Origin of the sequence: Clostridium sp. RTP31139st1_H3_RTP31139_211217, from assembly GCF_040227035.1 — a bacterium.
GTDB lineage: Bacteria > Bacillota > Clostridia > Clostridiales > Clostridiaceae > Clostridium > Clostridium saudiense.
The window spans coordinates 174353-199936 of the sequence record NZ_JBCOAB010000002.1 but is presented as its reverse complement, the minus strand read 5'-3'; the positions used below and the strand labels follow the sequence as shown (position 1 = coordinate 199936).

At 26.4% G+C, this 25584-nt stretch carries 24 protein-coding genes; 5 read left to right on the top strand and 19 right to left on the bottom strand.

Annotated features, from left to right (window positions below; all coding sequences use genetic code 11):
- Positions 1-84: 84 nt before the first annotated feature.
- Together ABUA17_RS01940 and def are read right to left on the bottom strand one after the other, a co-directional pair.
- Positions 85-900, bottom strand: coding sequence for a nitrilase-related carbon-nitrogen hydrolase (locus tag ABUA17_RS01940; RefSeq protein ID WP_243275994.1), 816 nt, complete (start codon positions 898-900; stop codon positions 85-87).
- Positions 901-981: 81 nt separating this feature from the next.
- Positions 982-1446 carry a peptide deformylase gene (def, locus tag ABUA17_RS01935; RefSeq protein ID WP_042399901.1) on the bottom strand — a complete coding sequence of 155 codons (465 nt, stop codon included), beginning with the start codon at positions 1444-1446 and terminating at the stop codon, positions 982-984.
- Positions 1447-1584: 138 nt separating this feature from the next.
- On the opposite strand from def, the gene ABUA17_RS01930 reads away from it, so the two are divergent.
- Positions 1585-2325 carry an NAD-dependent protein deacylase gene (locus ABUA17_RS01930; protein ID WP_042399905.1) on the top strand — a complete coding sequence of 247 codons (741 nt, stop codon included), beginning with the start codon at positions 1585-1587 and terminating at the stop codon, positions 2323-2325.
- A 61-nt stretch (positions 2326-2386) separates the two neighbouring features.
- Here ABUA17_RS01930 and ABUA17_RS01925 read toward each other — a convergent pair whose 3' ends face one another.
- The 4 genes from ABUA17_RS01925 to ABUA17_RS01910 form a co-directional block, all read right to left on the bottom strand.
- Positions 2387-2854, bottom strand: a complete 468-nt coding sequence (locus ABUA17_RS01925) for a hypothetical protein (RefSeq protein WP_042399908.1) — start codon at positions 2852-2854, stop codon at positions 2387-2389.
- Positions 2855-2971: 117 nt separating this feature from the next.
- Entirely contained in the window at positions 2972-4042 is a 1071-nt protein-coding gene (locus tag ABUA17_RS01920; RefSeq protein WP_042399911.1) for a GDSL-type esterase/lipase family protein, read from the bottom strand.
- A 221-nt stretch (positions 4043-4263) separates the two neighbouring features.
- Positions 4264-5841 (bottom strand): MutS-related protein, encoded by a 1578-nt coding sequence (locus tag ABUA17_RS01915; protein ID WP_154820406.1) that lies wholly within the window; start codon positions 5839-5841, stop codon positions 4264-4266.
- A gap of 176 nt (positions 5842-6017) precedes the next feature.
- Positions 6018-6242: a YgjV family protein gene (locus tag ABUA17_RS01910; protein ID WP_042399913.1), complete on the bottom strand. Its 225-nt coding sequence runs from the start codon at positions 6240-6242 to the stop codon at positions 6018-6020.
- A gap of 195 nt (positions 6243-6437) precedes the next feature.
- On the opposite strand from ABUA17_RS01910, the gene ABUA17_RS01905 reads away from it, so the two are divergent.
- Positions 6438-8213 carry an LTA synthase family protein gene (locus ABUA17_RS01905; RefSeq protein ID WP_055291793.1) on the top strand — a complete coding sequence of 592 codons (1776 nt, stop codon included), beginning with the start codon at positions 6438-6440 and terminating at the stop codon, positions 8211-8213.
- An 84-nt stretch (positions 8214-8297) separates the two neighbouring features.
- On the opposite strand, the gene ABUA17_RS01900 is transcribed toward ABUA17_RS01905, so the two are convergent.
- From ABUA17_RS01900 to ABUA17_RS01860, 9 genes are all read right to left on the bottom strand, one after another.
- The gene (locus ABUA17_RS01900) at positions 8298-9236 is read right to left on the bottom strand and encodes a glycoside hydrolase family 43 protein (protein ID WP_172676132.1); all 939 of its coding nucleotides are present in this window, start codon (positions 9234-9236) and stop codon (positions 8298-8300) included.
- Between the two features lie 29 nt (positions 9237-9265).
- Positions 9266-10204 carry an ArsR/SmtB family transcription factor gene (locus tag ABUA17_RS01895; RefSeq protein ID WP_042399920.1) on the bottom strand — a complete coding sequence of 313 codons (939 nt, stop codon included), beginning with the start codon at positions 10202-10204 and terminating at the stop codon, positions 9266-9268.
- Positions 10205-10498: 294 nt separating this feature from the next.
- Positions 10499-11392, bottom strand: coding sequence for a carbohydrate ABC transporter permease (locus tag ABUA17_RS01890; protein ID WP_078061356.1), 894 nt, complete (start codon positions 11390-11392; stop codon positions 10499-10501).
- A 3-nt stretch (positions 11393-11395) separates the two neighbouring features.
- A complete protein-coding gene (locus ABUA17_RS01885) occupies positions 11396-12289 on the bottom strand; it encodes a carbohydrate ABC transporter permease (RefSeq protein ID WP_042399925.1) in 894 nt (297 codons plus the stop codon).
- A 73-nt stretch (positions 12290-12362) separates the two neighbouring features.
- Positions 12363-13769, bottom strand: a complete 1407-nt coding sequence (locus ABUA17_RS01880; protein ID WP_055274926.1) for an ABC transporter substrate-binding protein — start codon at positions 13767-13769, stop codon at positions 12363-12365.
- 321 nt (positions 13770-14090) lie between these two features.
- Positions 14091-16049, bottom strand: a complete 1959-nt coding sequence (locus tag ABUA17_RS01875) for a glycoside hydrolase family 127 protein (protein WP_055274924.1) — start codon at positions 16047-16049, stop codon at positions 14091-14093.
- Positions 16050-16294: 245 nt separating this feature from the next.
- Positions 16295-17329, bottom strand: coding sequence for a LacI family DNA-binding transcriptional regulator (locus ABUA17_RS01870; RefSeq protein ID WP_042399935.1), 1035 nt, complete (start codon positions 17327-17329; stop codon positions 16295-16297).
- A gap of 151 nt (positions 17330-17480) precedes the next feature.
- Entirely contained in the window at positions 17481-18323 is an 843-nt protein-coding gene (locus tag ABUA17_RS01865; protein ID WP_042399938.1) for an Mrp/NBP35 family ATP-binding protein, read from the bottom strand.
- A gap of 105 nt (positions 18324-18428) precedes the next feature.
- Complete coding sequence (locus ABUA17_RS01860; RefSeq protein WP_042399941.1) at positions 18429-18758, bottom strand: hypothetical protein; 330 nt, start codon at positions 18756-18758, stop codon at positions 18429-18431.
- An 857-nt stretch (positions 18759-19615) separates the two neighbouring features.
- Here ABUA17_RS01860 and ABUA17_RS01855 point away from each other — a divergent pair.
- Both ABUA17_RS01855 and ABUA17_RS01850 read left to right on the top strand, forming a co-directional pair.
- Complete coding sequence (locus ABUA17_RS01855; protein ID WP_349817921.1) at positions 19616-20890, top strand: diguanylate cyclase domain-containing protein; 1275 nt, start codon at positions 19616-19618, stop codon at positions 20888-20890.
- 27 nt (positions 20891-20917) lie between these two features.
- Positions 20918-22216, top strand: a complete 1299-nt coding sequence (locus ABUA17_RS01850) for an ABC transporter substrate-binding protein (RefSeq protein ID WP_154820401.1) — start codon at positions 20918-20920, stop codon at positions 22214-22216.
- Between the two features lie 120 nt (positions 22217-22336).
- Here ABUA17_RS01850 and ABUA17_RS01845 read toward each other — a convergent pair whose 3' ends face one another.
- The 4 genes from ABUA17_RS01845 to ABUA17_RS01830 form a co-directional block, all read right to left on the bottom strand.
- Positions 22337-22684 carry a hypothetical protein gene (locus ABUA17_RS01845; protein ID WP_042399951.1) on the bottom strand — a complete coding sequence of 116 codons (348 nt, stop codon included), beginning with the start codon at positions 22682-22684 and terminating at the stop codon, positions 22337-22339.
- Between the two features lie 125 nt (positions 22685-22809).
- Positions 22810-23322 carry a putative ABC transporter permease gene (locus ABUA17_RS01840; RefSeq protein ID WP_042399953.1) on the bottom strand — a complete coding sequence of 171 codons (513 nt, stop codon included), beginning with the start codon at positions 23320-23322 and terminating at the stop codon, positions 22810-22812.
- Between the two features lie 128 nt (positions 23323-23450).
- Positions 23451-24203 (bottom strand): phosphatase PAP2 family protein, encoded by a 753-nt coding sequence (locus ABUA17_RS01835; protein ID WP_242833257.1) that lies wholly within the window; start codon positions 24201-24203, stop codon positions 23451-23453.
- A 152-nt stretch (positions 24204-24355) separates the two neighbouring features.
- Complete coding sequence (locus ABUA17_RS01830; RefSeq protein ID WP_042399959.1) at positions 24356-24589, bottom strand: hypothetical protein; 234 nt, start codon at positions 24587-24589, stop codon at positions 24356-24358.
- A gap of 169 nt (positions 24590-24758) precedes the next feature.
- On the opposite strand from ABUA17_RS01830, the gene ABUA17_RS01825 reads away from it, so the two are divergent.
- A complete protein-coding gene (locus ABUA17_RS01825; protein ID WP_055291785.1) occupies positions 24759-25565 on the top strand; it encodes a polysaccharide deacetylase family protein in 807 nt (268 codons plus the stop codon).
- The last annotated feature ends 19 nt before the right edge of the window (positions 25566-25584 follow it).

Here is a 25584-nt window from a genome sequence, read left to right as displayed (position 1 = left end):
CCATCAGAAAAAATTAGTAATCAACTTTTCTGATGGTCAAGTTAAATAAAACACATATGCTAAAATAAGAAAAACTATACTTTCTTATGATTTTAACATATTTAAAATCATGAACTGATTGTATAATTGATTTTTTCTATCACTCTTAACAGGAAAAGATTTTCTCAATGCTATTATTTCCTTTAAATCAATAATCCCATAAATTATTCCCTCAACATTTTCTATACTTTCTATTACCTGACCATTAGGATCAATAATACATGAATCTCCAGAGTAATATAAACCATCTATTTTTCCAACACAATTAACACCAAGTATATAAACTTGATTTTCAATAGCTCTAGCCTTCAACAGTGTTTTCCAGTGTTCACTTCTATTCTGTGGCCAATTAGCACTAACAATTATAATATCTACATCATTTGAAACACATTGAAATATTTCTGGAAATCTTAAGTCATAACAAATAAAAGAAGCAAGCTTAGTGTTATCTATTGTACACTTCACTATTTCTTCTCCTGATAAATAATGCTTATCTTCATTACTAAAAGAAAAAGGATGAATCTTTATATAATCGGATATTATCTCACCTTTATAATTTATTATAGTAAAATGATTTTCTCCACTACTATTTATTTTTTTTACCCATCCAAATCCTACATTTATATTATTATCAATACATATTTTTCTGAAAAAATCTATGGTTTTATTCTCTTTCTCTCCTATTAACTCAACATCAATACCAAATCCTGTCAAAGTCATTTCAGGAAATAAACATAAATTTGCCTCGTTATTTTTTGCTTCTTTAACTTTAGCTATAATTTTCTTTTTATTATATTCTTTATTTTCAAATTCAATATTTATCTGACATAATGCAACCTTCATATTGCTTTTTCCCTTCATTTACAATCACCTCTGCACCACATTGTATGACCACATTTTCCTTTAATAAAAAAGTGCTCTTTCAAGCACCTTTAAATTATTTTACTTATTATTCATCTTTAACCATTTAGTAACTTTATCTATAAAAAGAATTCCATCTAAGTGATCTATTTCATGGCAAAAACACTTTGCCATTTCTCCTCTTCCAGTCAAAATTATTTCTTCTCCATTTTCATTTAATGCCTTTATTGTAACTTTTTTAGGGCGAATTGTATTGCCATATTTATTAGGAATACTTAAGCATCCTTCTACACATTCTTGAATTCCCTTTTCTTCAATAATCTCTGGATTAACTAATTTAATTATGCCAGTTCCCATATCTATTACTACAAGCCTTTTTAATATTCCAATTTGCGGTGCTGCAATTGCTGCTCCATCTTCTGTATTATGCAAAGTATCAAGCATATCATCTAATATCATTCTTATATGATCATCAACTTCTTCGACTTTTTTGCACTTTTTCCTTAAAATCTCATCACCTTCATATCTAAGTTGTCTTAATGCCATTTTATTCACCTCTAATTTATTTCTACACTATATTGTACTCATTGCAAATATAAATATGAAAAAGTGATTAATGCATTTTATTTTTACATTTATTTGTGCAATAATAAAAATATAAATTATAAAAAGGTCGGTGATTTTATGACTGCTGAAATAGATAAGTTAACAAAAATACTAAAAGAAAGTAACAATATAGTCTTCTTTGGTGGGGCTGGAATGTCAACTGAAAGCGGAATTCCTGATTTTAGAAGTTCCAATGGATTATTTAATGAAAAACTTAATGTTACTTTTACTCCTGAACAATTAGTTTCTCATAGTTTTTATATAAGATATCCAGAAGAATTTTTTAACTTTTATAAAGCTAAACTAATATATCCTAATGCAAAGCCTAATGCTGGTCATATCGCATTAGCTAAACTAGAAGAAATGGGTAAATTAAAAGCTATTGTTACTCAAAATATTGATGGACTCCATCAAGCTGCCGGTAACAAAACTGTATTTGAACTTCATGGTTCTGTTTTAAGAAACTACTGCACTAAATGTCATGCTTTTTATGATGAAAAATTCATTTTACAATCTAAGGGAGTACCTACTTGTACTAAATGTGGTGGTAATGTTAAACCTGATGTTGTTCTTTATGAAGAAGGTTTAGATGATAATGTCATTAGGGGTGCAGTTAATGCCATTGCAAATGCTGATACATTAATTATAGGTGGAACTTCTCTTGTTGTTTATCCTGCTGCTGGACTTATTGATTACTTTAGTGGAAAGAATCTTGTTCTTATAAATAAGAGTTCAACTTCTGCTGATAATAAAGCTGATTTAGTAATTCATGATTCTATAGGTAAAGTTTTAAGTGAAGCTATAAATAAAATTTCCTAGGAAATTCATCGTAAATAAAACAATAGAGTCTAAATTTATAGACCCTATTGTTTTATTTATATTATTCTGCAGCTTTTTCTTCATCTCTGCATTTACATTTATTTTGATCTTTTGATTCATCTTTCTTAGACTCATCTTTGCATTTAGATTCGTCTTTCTTTTTTTCTTCTTTCTTAGATTCATCCTTACACTTAGTTTCTTCTTTTTTCTTTTCTTCTTTCTTATTGTCGTCCTTGCACTTCTTGTCTTCTTTTTCCTTCTTCTTCTCTTCTTTTTCTTTCTTCTTGCAAGGGTTTGAAGAAGTTTCTTCTATATCATCTTGAGAAGTTTTTTTGCACTTTTCATCTGAAGATTTTTCTTCTGAAGGTTCAGATGTTTCCTTAGATTTAGTTTGTTCCTTTTCTTCTGCAGGTGCTTCTACTGTAGTCTTACTATCACTTGAATTATTAGTTATAGTTTGAGCATAAGTAACACCTTCTACCATCATTAATGCAGAACAAATCAATAATGATATAACTTTTTTCTTCATACTTTTTTCCTCCAATATTATCTTTAGTTTATTATAATTACTCCTAAGTATTTCAAGCTTAGTATTACCATATTGAAAGAAAAATATGATTGTCCATATCAAATGTGGCCAAACTAATTATGATGTAAATAAACCCTTTTTAACCACTAATTTCTGAAATTTATACAAAATTGAGAAAATATTATTATCATAAACTAATACTTCTAGATTAGTTCCTGAAACCATTGGCGATATCTCAATTTCAAATTCACCATTCTTTTTTGCTTGAGTTGTTCCTACTGTCCCATTTTCAGATACAACAATTACATTACTACTTGGAATAGTTTTACCTTTAATATTATTGCTAGAAGTTGTAACTTTCTCTACTTCTAAGTTTACATAATCCTCATATTCAGAAATAACTTGAGTTGCCATCATTGCATGTCCAACTTTATTGGGATAGATTTTAAATTCATTATTTACAACATGAAAATTTAATTTTTCATCACTATTTAAAATGTTATAGCAATCAATGACTTTATAATCATATATGCTATAATTTTTTGTAATTACTTCATTAATAGCACTTATTTTTTCATTAAAGTAATCATATATATCTCCTTTTTTATTAATAGGATTATACACAGTATTTATATAAATATCTGCATCAGGAGATAACTTTTTTATTTGTTTAATTATATTAGTAAAATCTTTTTCAAAAACTTCTATTTCATTTATAACTTCTAAATTTTTTTCATCACTATTCAAGTATTCACTTACAATAGCCTCAAACATTTCTTCATCATATTCTTCTAGAGATTCGCTATCAATATTACTATATAAATTGTTCATAATTACATTTAATATATTATTTCCCCCTATAGATATAGTAATTAAATTAGCATCTTTTATTTCCTCTTTATTTAATTTTATTATGTCAAGTAATTCAGCTGATGTTATTCCTTCCATACTTAAATTACTATAAGCTAGATCTGAATTTAAAGCTTTTAAAAAATCTTTTATTAATGATACATAAGATACATCATAATAATCTTTACTTTCAGATGCAACCTCATCACCGAGAGCAACATATTTATTTATTCTCTTACTTGCATCTCTTCCATTTGCTTGAATTGAAATGGGTATAATTAAAAGTATTATTCCTATTGTTACTATAGCTATTATATTTAATTTGCTTATCTTTTTCACAATAACCCCTCCCTAAAAAAAACTCATATATTTATTATATAGCTTTTTCTCTAAAACTATAGCCTTTTTAGGTATTTTTTTCCATTAAATTTTCTTCATTTTCTTCTCTATTTTTCAATAATATAAAAAAATTCTACAATTCCCCTAAGAAAACATTTATACAGTTTTAATAAAAAAGGTTATATTAGCTAATAAAAACATAAACTAATATAACCATGGTTTTACATATATTTTTCTAAAGTTTCGGCTCTTAAATAAGATTTTTTAATTATTTCTTTTGGATATCCAATATAATCTAATAATTTAATAGCATTACGAGTTTTAGATACTCCTCTTTTTAACTTATAATCAAAGTTTAATCCCTTACTATCAACTTTTTCACTAAAATAGAAGAATTCATAATTATCCTTAAGTATGTCTGTAAGTTCCCTATCATGAGTTGCTACTATAGATATACTATCTTTACTATTTATATATTTAAGAATTTCAGCTGACGATGAAATTCTTTCAATAGGATTTGTTCCTCTAAATATTTCATCAATAGGACAAAATACTGGTAATTCCAAATCCAATGCTTTTATAATTCTAAGTAATGCTTCTGCTTCTGCCATATAAAAACTCTTTCCTAAAGTAACATCATCACTTGGACTAATAGATGATACTATGTTAAAGAAGCAAGCTTCATATTTTTTAGTTAAAGTGAAATTAAAAGTTTGAGCAAAAATCATATTTAATCCTATCATTCTTAAGAAAGTAGATTTACCTGACATATTAGTCCCAGTTAAAACTATTCCCCTCTTTTCAAATTTAATAGAATTAGCTACAGCATTTTTTACAAGTGGATGTATTCCATCAACTATATTGATATTTACTTCATCATTGAATACTGGCTTAGTATATTTACCTTTTATCTCTTCTTTATAAGAAGCAATTGATATATAACTTTCTATTTCTCCTACTAAATAATATAAATCTATAATTTCTTCTCTCTTTTCACCTAAAAGGCTTGCTACTCTGTAAAAAGAAGTTTCTTCTAATAAAAATGGTATAGTTAATACCTCAAAAACTCCTCCTCCAACGTTTGCCAAATGAATAGTTCTTGTAGCACTATCAATTGCCTTTAATTCCTTTAACAACTTTGATATTTCATCAGTATAATTTTTTATTTTAGGATTATTTATCTTTTGAATTTTTTTTGCAGAAATTATTATATTTCTTAAGTATAATAATCCTTGTGATTTAACATTCTTTCTTTCCTTATCATTAATAAAGACATTTACCCATAATAAACAAAAAGTAACAAGTAACCAGTATGGTTCCTTAAATAATATTGATAAAATAATAGTTCCAAGCATTAATACTCTTCCAAAAAAGATATATAAATAATATTTAGTTTTATTTTCCTCAAGAGGCTCCATTATCATATCTAAAAAAGTATTTTTTCTATCATAACCAAGCTTAAAATAAATCATCTGAAGCTTAGTTCTTAAATCACTATCACTTCTTAATTCTTCAATAAACTTATCTCTTTCATCTAACTTCTTTTTATCATGAAGTGGATTTCTAAGCATTTTATATAATATAGCTTCTCCAGCACTACTATATGTTCTATCAACCTTTTCAAATACTTCATCCATATTAAAGTCATCCCATGTTTGATCATCTAAAGTATATCCATCATGCTCTTCCATATCAAAATAGGTTCTTATATATTTAAAATTTCTTTTCTTTTTTCTTTCCTCTCCAAAATCATTTTTCATCATATCATACAAACCTAATATTGAATCCATTAACCCCATATTGCACCTCTTTTGCTTCTTATAGTTTGAAATAAATTTTAAGATTCCATTATATTATTATAAATTTATTTTAATTATACACTATAATCATATTTTATAATATAATTAATGGCATTGTACTTTTCATAATATATAAAAACGCCTCTAAAGCTTTATACTTTAAAGACGTTATATTGTTACTCTTTCGAAAATTTATATATGTAAAACATATTAACAAAGAATATAAATGTATTAATAATTCCTACCGGATAGGCTTTTACAATAAATCCATAAATTGCAAACAGCACACATCCAATTGAATTAATTATTCTAAGTTTTAATATATCAGTCATTAATAAAGATATTGCAATCATTATTGATGCTGCATATCCAACCCATTCAATTAATGGTATTCCAAACATAAAAATCACCTTCTTTTGTTAAAATATTTTTATTTTATACTAAGTTCATAAACAATGAATATATATTCAATTAAATTTCTCTTAATATTCTCTTAACACAATTACAAAATCTATCATTTAAGTATATAATATATTTGATATTCGTTATATATTAATATACGAAATATATTATTCGAAAGGAGTTATTATTCTATCATGAAAATAAACTACAAAAATATATTTAAATATTTACTGGTTATTTTATATCCATTAATGATATCTGTTTTGTTAGAATATAATATTTGTCAAAATTTCACTGAAACAATGACATTCTTAATAACAAAGCCAAATATCTTATTATTTAATATATTAATATCTGCAATACTATTTATACTAATTTTTCTTATCTTAAATAAAGCCTGGCTCTCAATGACAATTCATGGTGGAATATTTTATATTCTATCTTGCGTAGAATATTTTAAATATAAAACTAGCGGAAGTCACTTAGTTATTAGTGACTTAATAATGACAAAAAATCTAAGTGATGTTGGAAAATTTGCATCATTAAAAATTACTTATCCTTTAGTGCTTAATTTAGTAATTTTAATACTATATATAGTTTTTACCTATAAAAATAATTTAATTCTAGATTTTTCACTAAAAAAGCGTATTTACATTTGTGCTAGTATAAGTGTAATGTTAACTATAGCATTAACAACTTCCATCTCAGCAAAAGTATTTTCAGCATTTGAAATAGAAACTAATGTTGCTACTAATATATTAGAAAGTAACGAACAGTTTAGTGATATAGGATTTTTGCCGTATTTAGCAAAGACTACCTCTGAAAATTTAATGGATATTGTAAATCCACCTGAGAATTATAGTTATGATTCTATAAACGAATTATTTTCTTCTGAAAATAAAGATTCAGATGATAGTAAAACTACAAATTCAGATAATATAACATCTGATGAAAATAAACCTAATGTTATATTTATTATGTCTGAATCATTTAGTGATTTTAGAGTGTTTGATTCTCTTAATATTGATGAAGATATATACTCTGGATTCGACCAAGTAGGATCTGAAGGATATATAGGTAATTGTATTGTTCCAACCTTTGGAGGATATACAACAAGAACTGAATTTGAATTATTAACTGGTCTCCCAACCTATGCAATTAATACACCATCTGTTCCACAAAACTTACTAAAAAAGCAAGAAATAATCGATACAATACCTAAATACTTTAAAAATTTAGGATATTCTACTACTTATATTCATCCTTTTAGTAAAAGTTTTTATGATAGAGAAACTCTTTACTCTCAATATAGCTTTGATAACTTATACTTTGATGATAATATGACAGTAGAAACTACTAAATTTAGAAGGTATATTTCAGATGAAAGTGTATTTAATCAAATAAAATCAGTACTAGAATCAAGTGATAATCCAAGTTATATTTTTGCTACTACAATGCAAAATCATCAGCCTTACTACGAAGAAACTGCTGAAGGCGCTGATCAATTATCATACTATTTAGCCGGTATAAAAGAAACAAGTGATACTTTAAGAGAATTTACTAATTGGCTTAAAGATTTTGATGAGGATGTTGTTTTAGTATTTGTTGGGGATCATTTCCCATTCTTTACTCCTGATGATGATGTTTATAACAGACTAGGGGTTTCAGATGCTAATTCTGAATTAATCTATACTCAAAAATATATTATTTGGAACAATTATAATTCAAGCATTTTAGATAAAGATGATAAAACTATTTCAGCTTTTTATATTCCTTATGTAGTAACTGATATGATTGGCAGTGAAGATACAAAGTTTACTAGTACTATGAAAAGTATTATGAATGACTATCCACTTTACTCTCCAAGTGTTCAAAGTTCTAATGAGAGAAATGCTGAACTTGATTTAATCACTTATGATAGGGTTATCGGTGAAAACTATAGTAATGAAATAGAATCTAATAATAATTAATATATTTTTACATTTAATAATATTATATAATAAAAATAAACTTAGCTGGTAACTTTATAATTACCTGCTAAGTTTATTTGCACTTTAACTAAATATTATATTTCCATTATTATCATAACTTAATTTCTTAATAAAAGTATGTCTATTTGGATCATATAATGGATCTCCTACTATATCTTTATAATTTCTAGCATGATATACCAACATATCTGTTTTTCCATCCTCTGAAACAGTAAAACAACTATGACCTGGTCCGTATATTTCCTTTTCTTCATCAGTCTTAAAAACTGGTGTTTCTGATTTATGCCAAGAATCTTTATTTAATAAATCACTATTTTCATCAGCTATTAGAACTCCCATACAATAATTAAAATCAGTTGCACTTGCTGAATATGAAATGAATATCTTACCATTTCTATTTATAACAGCAGGCCCTTCATTAACAAGGAAGCCTATCTTTTCCCAATCATACTCTGGCTCTGTAATCATTACTTGTTTTCCTTCAATTGTCCAAGGATTACTCATTTTTGCAATATATAAATTTGAATTTCCACATATATTAGGATCTTTTTGAGCCCAAACTAAGTATCTAATTCCTTTATGTTCAAAAGTAGTAGCATCTAATGCAAATGACTCCCAATTAGTTTTTAATTGCCCTTTTTCTACCCACGATCCTTCTAATGGATTTTCACTTTCATTTTCTAAAACAAATATCCTATGATCAAATAATCCTTCTTTAGTTTCAGTCGTTCTAGCAGCTGCAAAATATACATACCATTTTCCATCGATATAATGAATTTCTGGTGCCCATATATTTGCACTTAACATTCCTTCTTTATGCTTTCTCCACACAGTTACTGCTTCCGATTCTGCTAATCCATTTATAGTTTTTGATCTTCTTATTTCAATTCTATCATATTCTGGAACAGATGCTGTAAAATAATAATATCCATCTGTATGTTTATATATCCATGGATCTGCCCTTTGTAATATAATAGGTTTTACGATTTCTTTAACTGCCATAATGACCTCCATTTCTAATACCACTCTTTTTACTCTTTAATTTTGTCGTATTCCAATTTCATTACAATATCTTGTGGATAATCTCCAAAACTCTTACCAAAAATACTTATCCCCCCGATATTTTTTGCTTCTTCCTTTATACCAATTTTTACACTTATATAATCATTATCTTCTAATTTAAATTCACTAATTTTTTTATCTGATAATTTCATATTATCAATATAAGTACCATCTTTTTTGATTCTCCAGTATTTCAAAAGCCCATATTGATTAATATTATCAGGCCACCATTGTGGATTATTTTTCCCTCTTCTTCCTCCAAAATCTCCTGGGCTAGTCCAAGTCCCTACTTCTATATCATTTACCCATAATGTTATATCTGAAGGCCAATCATTCCTATAAAATGGTGCTTCTGAACACATTTCAATTGAAAGTTCTAACATTGTTATATTAGAATTTTTTATAGATTCATATGGAAATTTATATTCTATATATCCTTTATAAAACCATAACAATTGTGCATTAACTTTTTCAGGATAATAAAAACTGCTTGGCTTATCAAATTTACCTATGCTTCCTTTCTCTCCGACTAATCCACAAGATGGTTTTACAATACAATCACTATAACTTCCTATTGGCATATTTATATATATACTATTTTCTAGTGCCCTACTTTGTTTACTATCTAAGTTAATAATTACATCTCTACATGATTTACTACTAACCTTCATCGAACCTCTAATTCCTGGTTGTAACTCTGTCATTACTAAACCAGCTTCTTCTAATATTTTAATATTCAAAGCTGTTGTAGATACTGGCATATCTAGCTTCTCCGCTATTTCATTTACATTTAAGCACCCATCATCTAATAACTCTAAAATATTAATTCTAGCCTCATTTGCTAATGCTTTAATAACACTAAGCATCTCATTTTTATCACTATAACTTAGTTCAATTTCCTTTAACATTCTGCGACACTCCTTCTTGTAAACACCACTTTTTAATTTTTATTAATATTAATCTGCAAGTAAATTACAAAGCGATTTAAAAAACTACTATAGTACACTAATAATTGCAAATCCAAGATGCTCAGCAAATATATTTACCCTTATTTTTTTCCTAATCTTATTACATTACAAGATGCTTTACCTAATTGAAAAGTAATAATACCCTCACTTAGTTAAATCTATTTCTGAAATCTTAAAATCTTTATTTATTATCATTTTAGCTTTTTTGCTCATAAGGTACCTTACTCTTCCACTTTATCCCTTTACAGCTCCTGCTGTCATACCATCAACAAAGTATTTTTGGAAACATAAGAATATTATTAATACTGGAATTACTGAGAAGAATGATCCTACTATCAATAAATCATAGTTGTTTCCATATGGTGTTAGCAATGTATTTAAACCTATTGGTAAAGTAAATTTTGTATCTGTTTTTAAGACTAATAAAGGCCATAATAAATTATTCCAAGCACCCATAGTATTTAATATTGCCATTGCAGCAAATGCTGGTTTCATAATCGGAATAATAATTCTAAAGAATATACCATATTCTGAAGCACCATCTATTCTACCGGCACTAATTAAATCTTTTGGTATCCCTAATAGATATTGCCTAAAGAAAAATACTGTAGATGCACTAGTTATACCTGGCAATACGATACCCGTATAAGTATCAATAAGACCCATATCAATTATTTGACTATACATAGGCACCATTAATATTTCAAAAGGAACCATCATAACAAATAATACGCAAATAAATAGAAAATTTTTACCCTTAAAATCATACATTGCAAATCCATATCCTACTGCTGCACATACAAATAATGTAACTATTACTGATACTGCTGTTAAAAACAAACTGTTAAAGAACCATGTAAAATATTGATGCTGACCAGTAAATAAGAATATAAAGTTATCTAAGGACATCTTATCAAATTCTAACTTTAAGTTTATTCCATAACGTATTAAATCATTACCTGGCTTAAATGAAGAAATAACTAAAATGTAAAATGGAATAAGTATAATAACTGATAAAATTGCGAATAAGACAAATATCAATACTTGTAATGCTAAACGTTTCTTATTTCTTGTAACTTGTTTCTTTATTGGTTTTTCTATATCTCTTGATACTTCTAAAGTAGACATTGCTTATCCCTCCTCCTTTGAAAATGTTCCATTTAATTTTAATTGAATCATATTAATTGTCATTGCAATAATAAATAGTATAATTCCAACTGCAGATGCATAACCCATTGCATTCTTTTCAATACCTTGTCTATATAAATATCCTACGATTGTAAGACCTATGTTCTTAGGTGAAGAATTTCCTCCCCAAATCATATAACTTTCTGTAAACATTGCTAATCCAGCATAAATAGAAATAGTTAATACATAAACTATTGTTGGCTTTAATTGTGGAACAGTTATATAAAAGAATTTTTGTACTGCGTTTGCACCATCAATATCTGCTGATTCATAAAGTTCATCAGGTATGTTCTTAAGTCCTGATAAGAAATATAACATATTAACACCTGTCCATCTCCAGCATGCTAATAATAATAATGCGAAAAATCCAGTTCCTGCACCTTTTAACCATTTTATAGGATCCATTCCAAAGAAACCTATAATAGAGTTCATTACTGCACCATCTAATTCACTAAATGCTAATCTAAAAATTGTACCAGCAACAACTACAGATGTTAATGCAGGTAAATAAAGAGCTGATTTAAAGAATTCTCTTCCTTTTGCAAATTTACTATTTAAAACTGTAGCTAATAACATTGGAATTGGTATTAATAAAACCAATGTCCAAAGCATGTATTTCATACTATTCATAATAGCTTTAAGAAATACTTTATCACCTAATAATCTACTATAATTATCAAAACCAACCCATTCAGTTATTCCTGGTAAAACTGATTGAAAGCTCATTATTATTGTTCTTGCCATAGGTGATATAAAGAAAACTAAAAATATAATTATAAATGGTAATATAAATACATATGGAGCAACCTTTTTATTATATATAAATCTTTTTACCACTTTGTTACCTCCCTCTATAAATTATGCAAAACCCATCTCCTATGATGGATTTTGCATTTATTAAAAAATATTATTATTGAATTGCGTTATCAACTTCATCCTTAGCATAATCTAAAGCATCTTGTACACTTTCTCCATCTTCGAATATACTATTTAAAGTTGTAGTACAGAATACTTCATTAATTGAAGGGCTATTAGCAACAACTTTGCATAATCCAATTTCATCTCTTATTTCTTTTAAAACATCAAAAGGATTGTTTTGGAAGTATTGAACATATTGGTTATCTGGATTATTAGTAACTTCTTCGTTATCCCAAACAGCAGTGTTAACTGGATCAAAGCCTAGTATTTCCCAAACCTTTATATTACCTTCTTCTGAAAGCTTAGCAAATGCTAAGAATTCTTTAGCTAAATCCTTAGCTTCACATTGGTTAGTAACAACAGTACCAGTACCTCCCCCACCAACTGAGCGGTCTTGACCTTCTTCAAAAACAGGAGCTGGAGCTATAGCAATTTTACCTGATAACTCTGGCATATAGTTAATAAATCTTGACATATACCACATTGGCATAATAGCACAAGCATAATTTCCATTGTTGTATTCACCAAAAGCTTCTTCATTATCAGGTTGTCCACCTGCAATTGTTGCAATAGCATTACTATCTTGAAGATCCTTTAATGTTGTTAGCACCTTTTCCATTTCAGGTGTATCAATTTGTGGATTACCTTTATCATCAGTATAATCACTTCCAAGTTCTGATATCATTAATGATTCAGTCCATATAGAACCTGTATCAGCTGTTCCTAAATATTTTCCAGTAGCATCATAATATTTACTACCTGCTTCTTTAAAGTCATCCCAAGTTTTAATTGTTGTATAATCAATACCTGCAGCTTCTAATAATTCAGTATTATAGAATGCAACTGTTGCTCCAACATGTGTTGGTAAACCATATACTTCTCCATCTGAACTATAAAGATTAAGTCTTGATTCAACTATAGAATCTTTATAAGGTTCAACTACATCTGTTAAAGTTTCTAATTGTGGTACACCTTTTAAGAAATTAGGAAATTGTCCAACTTCAATATCACATAAATCTGGAGCACCCTTTCCTGCTAATAATGAAGATTGTAATTTAGTATGCATATCTCCATAAGGTAAAACTGTTAATTTTAAATTAATTGTCTTATCTGGATTTTGCTCATTCCACTCTTTAACCATTTCTTGATAAAACTGAGCATGTAATTCAACGAATGTCCACATTTCAAGTTCAGTACCATTTTCATCACCTGCTGTTAATATTTGTACTTCCTCTTCTGAAGACTCATCTGAAGTTTCATCACTATCAGATTCACTTGAAGAGTTCGAACTTCCAGTACCACTATTACCACTTGATCCACATCCAACCATTAACCCCGTAGTTACTGATGTGGCTAGTATTAATCCCATTAATCTCTTAAACGTTTTCATCTTAACCATAATATCCCTCCATAAATACATAATATATATTACAAAAGCTATTGCTTATGTAGACATTTAATAAATTTCCACCCTTTTTTCCTTACATACTTTTATCCAATTATTTTATTTTCATTTTCTTGAATTAGTACAATATTATTGTAACTAATAGCACCTAATATTGTCAATACATTTCCAGTTTTTTTTTCCAAAACATTAAAAATACTTTCTGCATTTTATTGACAATTAATTAAAAATCTAAATATTGTACTTACAATAATATTTATAATTATTTTTTTAAATAAAAATAATCCATATTATACTTACATTTCAATATTGGATTTAAATAATATCAGCCTTCATCCAAACAATCATTTCACCTTTTTTCCTATTACCCCAATAACAATATGGTATTGCCTTTAATTTAATATCATTTAAAACAGGTCTTTTATTTAAATACAATTTTTCTCTACTTGAATTTTTGTCATCTACTTTTTTTCCATTAACATATAATAAAGTTGTTCCCCCTAATAAATTTTCATCATATATTTCACTAATTTCCTCCGCGGTATTAACCATAATTCCTGAAAGATTACTTCCATTATCAACTTCCTCTAAACAATATACTAATGGACCTTTTGTTATTGCTACTTTTGCAAAATCAGCTCTTAATAATGGATTTGAATACATAAATCTTGCCGGTGAATCAAATTTAACTTTTATAATATCATCATTAAAACTTCCATTAATAACTGCAAATCCTTTATTTACTTCAAATAAGCAACTTTTACCATTTATAGTTATATTAAAATTCTCTGCATAATCAGGTATTCTAATTGCAATTGAAGCCTTATTATCATTGTTAGATGATACCTTTAAATTTATATTATTGTCATTTGGGAAGTCTGTAACAAGTTCAACATAAATATTCTTTTCTTCCAATTCTACTACTGATGTATTTGAAACAAATAAATTAATATATAAAGTGTCTTTAGCCTTCATATAAATATATTGTCCTAATGAAGCTAATGTTCTTGCTATATTAGGGGGGCAACATGCTACACCAAACCATTTTTGCCTTACTGGTTTTACATGTTCTTTACTTGTACGTGATAAACAAGAGTCTGGCCATACCTCTAACGGATTTACATAAAAGAAACTCTTTCCATCCATAGAAATTCCAGAAATCACCGTATTATATAATGCTCTTTCTACTACATCTATATATTTTGCTTTTCTTGTTATCTTAGCCATTCTTAATCCAAATAAAGCTAACCCTATAGATGCACATGTTTCTGAATAATTACTATCATTAGGTAAATCATAATCAGTTGTAAATCTTTCTAATAATCCTGATGATCCTATACTTCCTGTTATATACATTCTTTTATCAACTATATTCTTCCATAATATTTCACAAGCTTTAAATAATTCGCTATCATTATATTCACATGCCAAATCCGCCATAGCACAATACATATAAACAGCTCTTACAGCATGTCCCTCTGCTGTTTTCTGTTCTCTTACTGGTAAATGTGATTGTGAATATAATGGACTATACCCATCAAATTCCGGAAAAATCCTTTTAAATTTTTCACTCTTTTGTTCTTCTAGGAAGTAATTAGGAGATTTCCCTCTTTCATCTATAAAATATTTTGCCATATCTATATACTTTTTTTCATTTGTAATTTCATATAACTTAACTAATGCTAATTCTATCTCCTGATGTCCAGGATATCCATGATTTTTTCCTGCTTCTTTTCCAAAAGTATCACAAATCAAATCAGCAAATTTAATCATAATATTCAAAAATTTATCTTTTCCTGTAGCATTATAATATGCTATAGCAGCCTCTAATAAATGTCCTGCTGTATATAACTCATGTCCCTCCATTAAATTTGTCCATCTTAATTCTGGCTCCTTTATAGTGAAATAAGTATTCAAATATCCATCTTCGCATTGAGCTCTTCCTATTAAATCTATTACCTCATCTGCAGTAGCTTCTAAGTTTTTATCTTTATCTGTTGCTAAAGTATACGCTACTGCTTCCAACCATTTTGCTACATCTGTATCTTGAAAAACTGCTCCACCAAATTCACCACTACTTTCTCCTGCTGCAATTTTAAAATTCTTCAAGCAATGACTTGGTTCAGCGCCCTTAACATTATCATTTAATATATTCCACTGATAAGGAATTATTACATCCTTGACTAACTTAGTATATTTAGTCCAAAAGGCATCATTAATTTTTATTTTTTGCAGATTAACTGATTTCAACTTTTTATTATTCTCTAATCCCATTTTGACTCCTCCCTATTGTTTACTAAAACGTTTAATTACTTTCTAATATATTTATACCATATTTTTACTTATTTTAAAATTCATCCCTAATCTCTTTTTCATAATTATCCCAATATATCTCTTTTCTTCTCTTATTATCTCTAAATAATAATATAAACTAATTTAATTTGTTCTTAATATTTATACTTAAACGTTTAATAAAAAAATAGGTATATCATAGCTTTTCTATGTTATACCTATAAGTACTATATTTTTCTTAAGGAATTTCCCTCTATAAATTTACATTTTATTTTGTATATTTTATTTGTAATCTTTTTATTATTCTCTACCAAGGATTTAATTAATACTTGCGCTGATTTTCTTCCTATTTCATACAATGGTAATGCCATAGTTGCTAATTTAGGGTTATACGCTTGACTTACTTCCCTATTGTCAAAACCTATAATAGAAATATTTTTACCAATTAATATACTTTTATTATTTAAGTAGTCATATACTCCTCCTGCCATAACATCATTCATTGAAAAAATTGCTGTAATACCTTGTTCAACTAACCTTTCAGCTGCTTCATATCCTGATTCCCTTTCCCAATCCCCATAATATAAAAAACTAGGATTAAAAAGTATATTGTTATCATATAAAGCTCTTTGATATCCTCTTAATCTTTCTTGAGTATGTATACTTTGTTGTAATCCACATATTACTCCAATTTTTTCATTTTCATTTTGAATAAGTCTACATGTAGCATCATATGCTGCTTCCTCATCATCAAAAATTATCGAAGAAAATTTATCTGATTTTACAAAACTATATGCTATTGTAATAGGTATTGGAAATTTTTCAGGAATACACTTAAGTTCCCTACAATGACATGCAATATATATAATTCCCTCTACTTGCTTAGATATCATTAATTTAAATTCTTCATTAACTCTTTTATAATATTTATCAGAGTTATAAAAATTTTTATCATATTTTTTATATAATCTTAGATTTCCAAGCACCAATTGATAACCTTGTTCATCACAATACTCATTAATTCCATCTACTATATTAGCAGTATTAAATACTGTTAAGTCTTCTGTAATTACTCCAATAGTTTTAGTATTTTTTTGCTTCAAATTTTGCGCAATTACATTTGGTGTATAATCTAATTTTTTTATTACATCCATTACCCTTTTTCTGGTCTCATCACTTGCCCCTGGCTTCCCATGTATGATGTTAGATACTGTTGCAATTGATACACCACTTTCTCTTGCAATTTCTTTTATTGTTGCCATTCTCATTCACCTTTATTAAACGTTTTATTTAAAATTATAGCAAATTTTAACTTTTATATCAATTATATACTATTTATTTCAAAAAAACTTAACATAAACAAAAAGTATCTAAGCTGCTATAAAAAGCTTAGATACTTTTTTAAATATAAATTTATAACATTAATTTTTTCTTTGATTTTGCTATTACCTTTTCAACTATAGGATCAAACAATTCAGCAATTTCTTCCTCTTCTTCAATTAATTCTAATGATCCATAATTAGTTATTGCCCTATGCATAGGTAACTCTCCTAAAAGTTCTACATTCATATCCTTTAAGAACTTTTCTGTATTTTCACCATTAAACAATTTTATTGTTTTATCACAATCTGGACATTTAATATAGCTCATATTTTCTATTACTCCAAATACATCAATATTCATTTTTCTAGCCATATTTATTGATTTAGAAACAATCATAGAAATCATATCTTGAGGAATAGAAACCATTACTACCCCTTTAATAGGAATAGACTGCATTACTGTCAGAGGAACATCCCCTGTTCCTGGTGGCATATCTATTATTAAGTAATCTAATTCTCCCCAATATACTCCAGTCCAAAATTGATTTACTACACTTACTATTGCAGGACCTCTCCAAATTACAGCTTCGTCTTCCTTTTCCACAACAAGATTTAAAGACATAACTTTAATTCCTTCACTACTTTCTACAGGGAAAATTAATTTTTCAGTCCCCATTGCTCTTTGTTCTTCTATATGAAGTAATCTTGGGATACTAGGACCCGTAATATCTGCATCTAAAATTCCTACAGAATATCCCCTTTGAACAAGCTGTCTTGCTAACATTACAGACATAGTAGATTTTCCTACTCCACCTTTTCCACTCATTACAGCTATAATGTTTTTTATTTTATTTGATGGATTATTTTGAATACCACATTTTTCTTCCTCTTTTCCACATTCGCCATTACTTGGGCATGAATTACAATTTGACATTTATTTCACCTCTTTATTTGGTATTATTTATCCTAAGTTTATTCCTCTTATGTTTCTTTGTCAAATCAGATAACACTTAATAAACATAATTTCCTATATATCAATTTAATATCCTTCATCATCATAATAATGATGTTGATAGTAATCATACTTTTCATCATAATAATCATAATCGTAATAATTATTGTAGTAATCATAATCATCAAAATAAAAATCTATTTTATTCTCATATTCATTATTATCTTTATTTATCAAATCATTTTTTTTACTATAATCATTTGTATTATAATCATGATTAAAATACTTTTGATAATATGTTTTTGGTGCACCATATGAATCAGGTACTTTAATCTGAATCATACTTTCATTTCCTTTAGCAAGATATAATTCTATTAATAATACTATAAAAATTCCATTTATAAATATTTTTTTCATATATACTCCTTTATTTATATAAAAATATTCTAAATAATAAGTTTTTGCATGTTTTATATTTAATTCTTAATTTAAATTTAATCATAATTAAACTTTGATAAATCTTATTAAGATTAATGTAAATTATAGTAAAAATATATATTTTTTCGTATTTTTTTACTATTTTTATTTCATTTATACAATTATATACATTTATTGTTGAAGATGCTAAAATTAATTATAGGAGGTTTTCAATATAATTTTATAATTAATAGGTGGGATAAATATATTATGAATTCATTAACATTAACCAAAAAATACAATATTTACTTAAAATATTTCTTAATTTTTCTTTTTAGTATTTTAGCAATTATAAGTGAATTACTACTTCAAAACATTAACTTTGCATTTCCAATAACACTAAGCAGTATTTCACTGTTTATAATAATTGGACTTGCTAATGGAAAGAGTAGTTTTTTCATTATATTGTTAATAAATATTATTTTCTTTTTTACAAACGATTTCAACATATTGTCAACAATTGAATTTTTACAAGTATATTTTATGTGGTTTTTATATCAAAAAAACAAAAAAATATTTTAATGAATGCTTTATTATTTATATTAATAATATCACTTCCTTTAATGTTGATTAACTTATACTTTACAAACAGTTCACTTGATATCAATACAGTATTTTTTTTCTTAATAATATTTTTAAATAAAATTTTCAATGCATTAGTTGCAGATTTATTTTTGCAATATATTTCATTAAGAAAAATAGTACCATTACCTACTAAACACGAAAAAAAGCTAACTTTATCAAATTTGTTAACGTATACTCTAATAGCTAGTGTTATAATCCCTGTTATAGTCTTTGTGATAATTGCAGTTATTAATACAGAAAAAGAAGTTAATTTAAAAGTAACAGAAGATTTACATCTTGCTTCTGATTATGTTAATGATAAAATTGAAAATTGGACAATAGAAGAAAACAGCAATTTAAAGCTAAATAATCCTATTCACGTATCCAAATTATTAGATATTTTAAACGTATATGTTTCTACCTCCGACTCCACTATAAGTTTCTATTTAGTAGACTTTAATAATAAAATAATTAGTAATTTACCTAATAATGATTATTCATCATTAGGATTAAACTGGATAAAAGATGGATCAATTGATGAGTTTTCACCTGGCTTCTATACATGGTGGTCTCCTATTGACACTTCTTACTTAATCAAAAATTATTCTAAAGATTGTAACTATGTGTATGTAACCTCAATAGATAATTCAAAAATTTTAATTAGTATTCCATCATCTCAATACACTAGTACTATAATTTCAGGATACTTAGAATCATTAAAAATATTAATTCCTCTTGCATTAATACTATTCCTAGTTATTTCATTATTAAAAAATATTATTTTAAAATCAATTTCTAAAGTAATTATATTAAGTAGTGGTTTGCCTGAAAAACTTAAAAGTAAAGAAACAATAGTCTTTGAAAATAGTAATATACTTGAAATAGATTCTCTTATTTATAATTTTCAATCTATGGTAGATAACTTAAGTAACATGATTTTAGAAGCTGAAATAACAAATAAAAAACTAGAGGAATCAAGAAAATTACTATTTAAACAGGCAAATTATGATTATTTGACTGAATTACCAAACAGACAATATTTTATTGAACATGCCAAAAATACAATAAACGAATTTTCCAATAACAACTTATATAATGGAAAGAATGGAATAGCTATATTATTCCTTGATTTAGATAAATTTAAAGTTGTAAATGATACATTAGGTCATTCAGCTGGAGATAAACTTCTTCAAATAATTGCAAAAAAAATGAAGGAAATACTTAATTCTTATGATAGTAATTCAGCTTGCGTAGCACGTTTAGGTGGCGATGAATTTGTCATTCAATTGATTTATAATGACAAATATGAAATCGAAGAGTTATCAACTAAAATTATTGAAACGATAAAACAACCAATTAATTTAGATAGTTCTACAATTACTGTTGGTGTAAGTATAGGAGTTGGATTATATCCTGAATATGGAAATGATATTGAAAGCATTTTTATAAAATCAGATACATCGATGTATAAAGCTAAAGCTTCAGGCGGAAATGAAGTTTATATTTAGTATTTCTATATTTTAAGGAGAAAAAACATGATAAAACGACTAACACTTATAATTTTTTTAATATTTTCTTTATCATTTATTGGTTGTAGCTTTAATGATAAAAATACTACTGCTGATGAACTTATTTCACCATCGTTAAGCGCTGAAATTCCATCAGCAGATGAAAATAAAAATGCTACAGAATTTACATTAAATGTTTTATGTCATTCATATGATCATGATAAAATTAAGGACATATTTAATTCATTATATCCTAAAGCTACTATTAATATTACAGGAATGGATACTATGGATGCCAATGCAATAATTAATGCAGTTGCCGCTAATTCCGAAAACTCTCCCGATCTTATTATTTATTCATTAGATTATATAGGGGAATTTAATGCAATTAATGCTTTTGAAAACCTATTAAACGACTCATATTCTTTTGATAATATAAAAAATATTTTTCCTGAATCAGATATAAATTCTTGCATGTCAATGGATAAAAGTAAACTTATTGCCCTTCCATTTACACAAGCTTCTACAGTAACTTATTATAGGGCTGATATTTTGGAAGAACTCGGAATACCAAGTGAGCCTGAAGAATTAGCTCTAGCCATGGAAACTGCAGAAGGTTGGTTAGAAATTGCTAAGAAACTTAAAGAAAAAAATATTTATGCTCTTCAATGGAAAGATGCTTTTGTAAAGCTAACATTAAATTCTCAAGGAATCTTTGATGATAATATGAATTTAAACATTGAAAATGATAAAATGAGAGACGCTCTTTTAATTGCAAATGAAGCTTATAATTTAGGATTAATATCAAGATTAGATTTATGGACTGATGAAGGAAGAAATGCTGTACGCAATGGTGAAATAGCTATGATTCATTTAAATAAATGGGGAGAAGATTATTTAAAAGAAACTACACCAGACACTATTGGTAAATGGCGTGTTACTAGATTACCTCTTGGTTTATATAGTTCTGAAAATACAAATGCAATATCTATCGTTGCTACAAGTAAATATAAAACTCAAGCATGGAAATTAGCTAGAGCTCTTATACTTGATGAAAATAACTATTATAAATCAATTACATATGATAAAAGTGAATTTTTAGGAAATCAAGCTGCAAATCTTTTATATAGAGATATTTCTAACAATCTTCCTTTAATTAATAAAACAATGTTAGACGATACAGTATCTTCCATACTATTAGAAGCAGTAAATAATCATACAGACAAGACTCTTGATATTGATAATTTTCTTTCCTCTATAAAAGTAAAAATTACTAATCAAATAGGTACTGAACAAGATATCTTATATAATTATATCAATAATTAAGAATGTGACTACATCGGATGATGTAGTCACATTCTTAATTTATATATAATCTATTTTTAAATATTATATATAAACCCATGATAACAATAAAATTTGTTATTATTGGTTTTATAACTTTATTTAAAATGATTTACCCCTTCTACTATTATTTATATAATTTATTCCTCTCATTTTAAATCTTTCATATTCATTTATATTATAAAAATGGTTTAAATCTGATACTAAAAATAATCCACTCATTATTAAATATTTTAAATCATTTAAATTATTTTTTTCTTCATCATTTGCAGCAACAATCTCATCACTTTCAAACTTCAAATCTTCATAATTCTTTAATGCTATTTTTAAATTCATTTTCATCTGTTCTTCAGTAAAATTTTTAAAATCCTCTTTTATAGCTTTCTCAATAAAAGCTATAAATTCAGTATTTATCTTTGCAAATTTTTCGTATGTACTAATCAAACTCATATCTTACCTCTTTCATTTTTAATTATTATTGGTTTTATTATATATTAATAATTAAAATTTTAAAACTTAAAAAAGATACTGTTATTTAAATTAATAACAATATCTTTTTATGTAAATCTAACTTTCTATTTCAAATTAATTTGTCCCTTATTCTTAAATTTTATTAATGTATACACCTCATCAAAAGTTAATAATATTATTAATAAAATTGCTAATATAGGCCATATAGGTTTTACTATACTATATATTCTTATTATTAAAAAAGGTTGTAAAAACTCTATAGTCAAAATACTAATAATAGTCCATGCTATAGAAAATCGTAAGCATATTATTCCCTTGTAATTATATCTTTCATTAAAATAATCCCAATAATCCTTATTAAAATATTTTCTCATTATAATACCCGTTGTGTATTCAACAGTAGTAGGAATAACAATTGATATAAATAATAAAAATATCTTATTAGGAAAAGCATTGTGTAATTGAATAATCCACGCCATAGCAATTGCATACATAGGCTTAAATGGTCCAATCAAAAAACCCTCTTCTTTATAATGTCCAGTAACTGCGTAACTAAAAACATTTTCTAATATCCATCCTAAAAATCCATAAATAAAAAAATTATACAAAAACTCCATATTGCTTCCTCCTTAGTATGTTTTTAGTTTTACTCATCTTTTTTAATTTATTCAAAACTCTGTTTATATTTTTATATAAAAAGAGCTCAAGAATATCTAATATTTAGATATTCTTTAGCTTGTTATTTTTATATTTTCCTACTAAAAAACTTTTTTTCATCACTATCAATAGCCTTAGTTTTTATTTTACTTTTTAAATTTGCTACTATTTTATCTTTTATTTTATATGGTATATCTAAAACTTTTTTTATCCTATCCTCACTTACTTTATTCATAAAATAAATTATTACTTCACATATAACCATAGCCCCTATAATATCTGCTACGAAATGTTGCTTTATAAAAACCGTAGATAAAATTATTAATGACCCTACAATTTGTGTATAATAAAAATTTTTCTTGTTTTTTTCATATTTAGTATATCGCATTATAAAATAGGTTGTTAATGCATGTAAAGATGGAAAGCAATTTACCGACCTATCAGCTGAATAAATAATATTAACTAAATAATTCAACACATTTGAATTTTCAATATTAGGTCTAATAATTTCTGTTGGATAGATATAATAAATACAGTAGCATATTCCCATTCCAATGAAAAATGATAAAAATGTTCTCATGTAATTTACTCGAGATTGTATTAATATAATTATAAATCCTATTACAATATACACATACCAATATACATATGGAATTATGAAAATTGAATTAAATTTCATAACTTTATCAAATATAGTCGCTAGATTATGTCCATTTTTAGTAATTGTACTTGCTATATAATAATTTATATTTATTAATGGTATAACCATAAACCATACTAAATCTAAAGTTCTTATTTGTATTTTATTGTTTACCTTTATTGTATTTAAGTTAATTTCCACCACTCCTCCCTCCAAATACTTAAATTTACATTTTATCTATTTTTATACTACTATTATAATACTATCTTACTCACTACTTTTCTATATAAAACAAAAAAATAACCAATTTCATAATAAATTGGTTATTTTTTATTATTTAAGTTTTAATAAATTTAACTATTTAATAATCTAAACATCTCTGCAACTGATTGCTTTATATTATCTGGAAGATTTTCTAAAGCTTTTTTTCTTTTTTTCTCATCTTGAATTTGTGCTATTCTCATTACTTCTTGTTGTAAACCAGGAGTTCTATTAAACTCTGCAACTAGTTTATTAAACCTATTAGCAAAATTAGGATCTTGTTTCATTTTTCTATCAATTTTCATGATTAATTCATATGGATTCATTTACCTTTAATCTCCTTGAATTCTTTCTAATTTATAATATTCCTTATATTTGTATATGTTCACAATAAAATTTTATCTATTAGTTTATTCTCTGTTTATAGCTTTGCATAAACTAATACTACTATTGGATAAAATACTATAGGAATTCAACATAAGGAGAGTTTATGATATGTATAATACAAATGAAAAATTTAAATTTAATAAGATTTTTAATTTTAACTTAGTCAATAAATCTAAAACAACACATAAATATGGAATTTATTCTTTAAAAAAACTTACGATTTTTCTATCTTCTTTTTTTATTATGATTAATATTTTTTATTATAATTTAAATTGTGAAGTGAATTCAAATCCAACTGAAAAAATTGTTTATTTGACCTTTGATGATGGTCCTAGTAAAAATACAGAACTAATACTTGACATTTTAAAAGATAATGATGTTCATGCAACATTTTTCATTATATCACCTTATATAGAGCCCCATATTAAATTTGTAGAAAGAGCATACAAAGAAGGGAATGCAATTGGCAATCATACCGCTGATCATGAGTTTCAGCACATCTATACCTCAGAAAAAGCATTTTTTAATAACTTTGAAAAGCAACAAAAGTTCATTAAAGAAACAACCGGTAGTGATTGTACAATTTTTAGATTTCCTGGTGGGTCTCATAATACTATTGTAGCTAATTCTAGAGGTAAAGACTTTACTAAAAACATAACTAAAAAGCTTAATGAACAAGGCATAAATGTTTATGACTGGAATGTAGATTCTGGAGATGCAAAAGGAAATAATATACCTGCCGAAACACTTATTCAAAATGTTGCTAAAAACATTAAAGATAAAGAGGGTAACTATAAAAATCCAGCTATTATTTTAATGCATGACTGTATGACAAAAACTACTACAGTAGAAGCTTTACCAGGAATAATTAAGCTACTAAAAAATGAAGGATATACATTCAGAACATTGAAATAATTTAAGATAAAAAAATGTT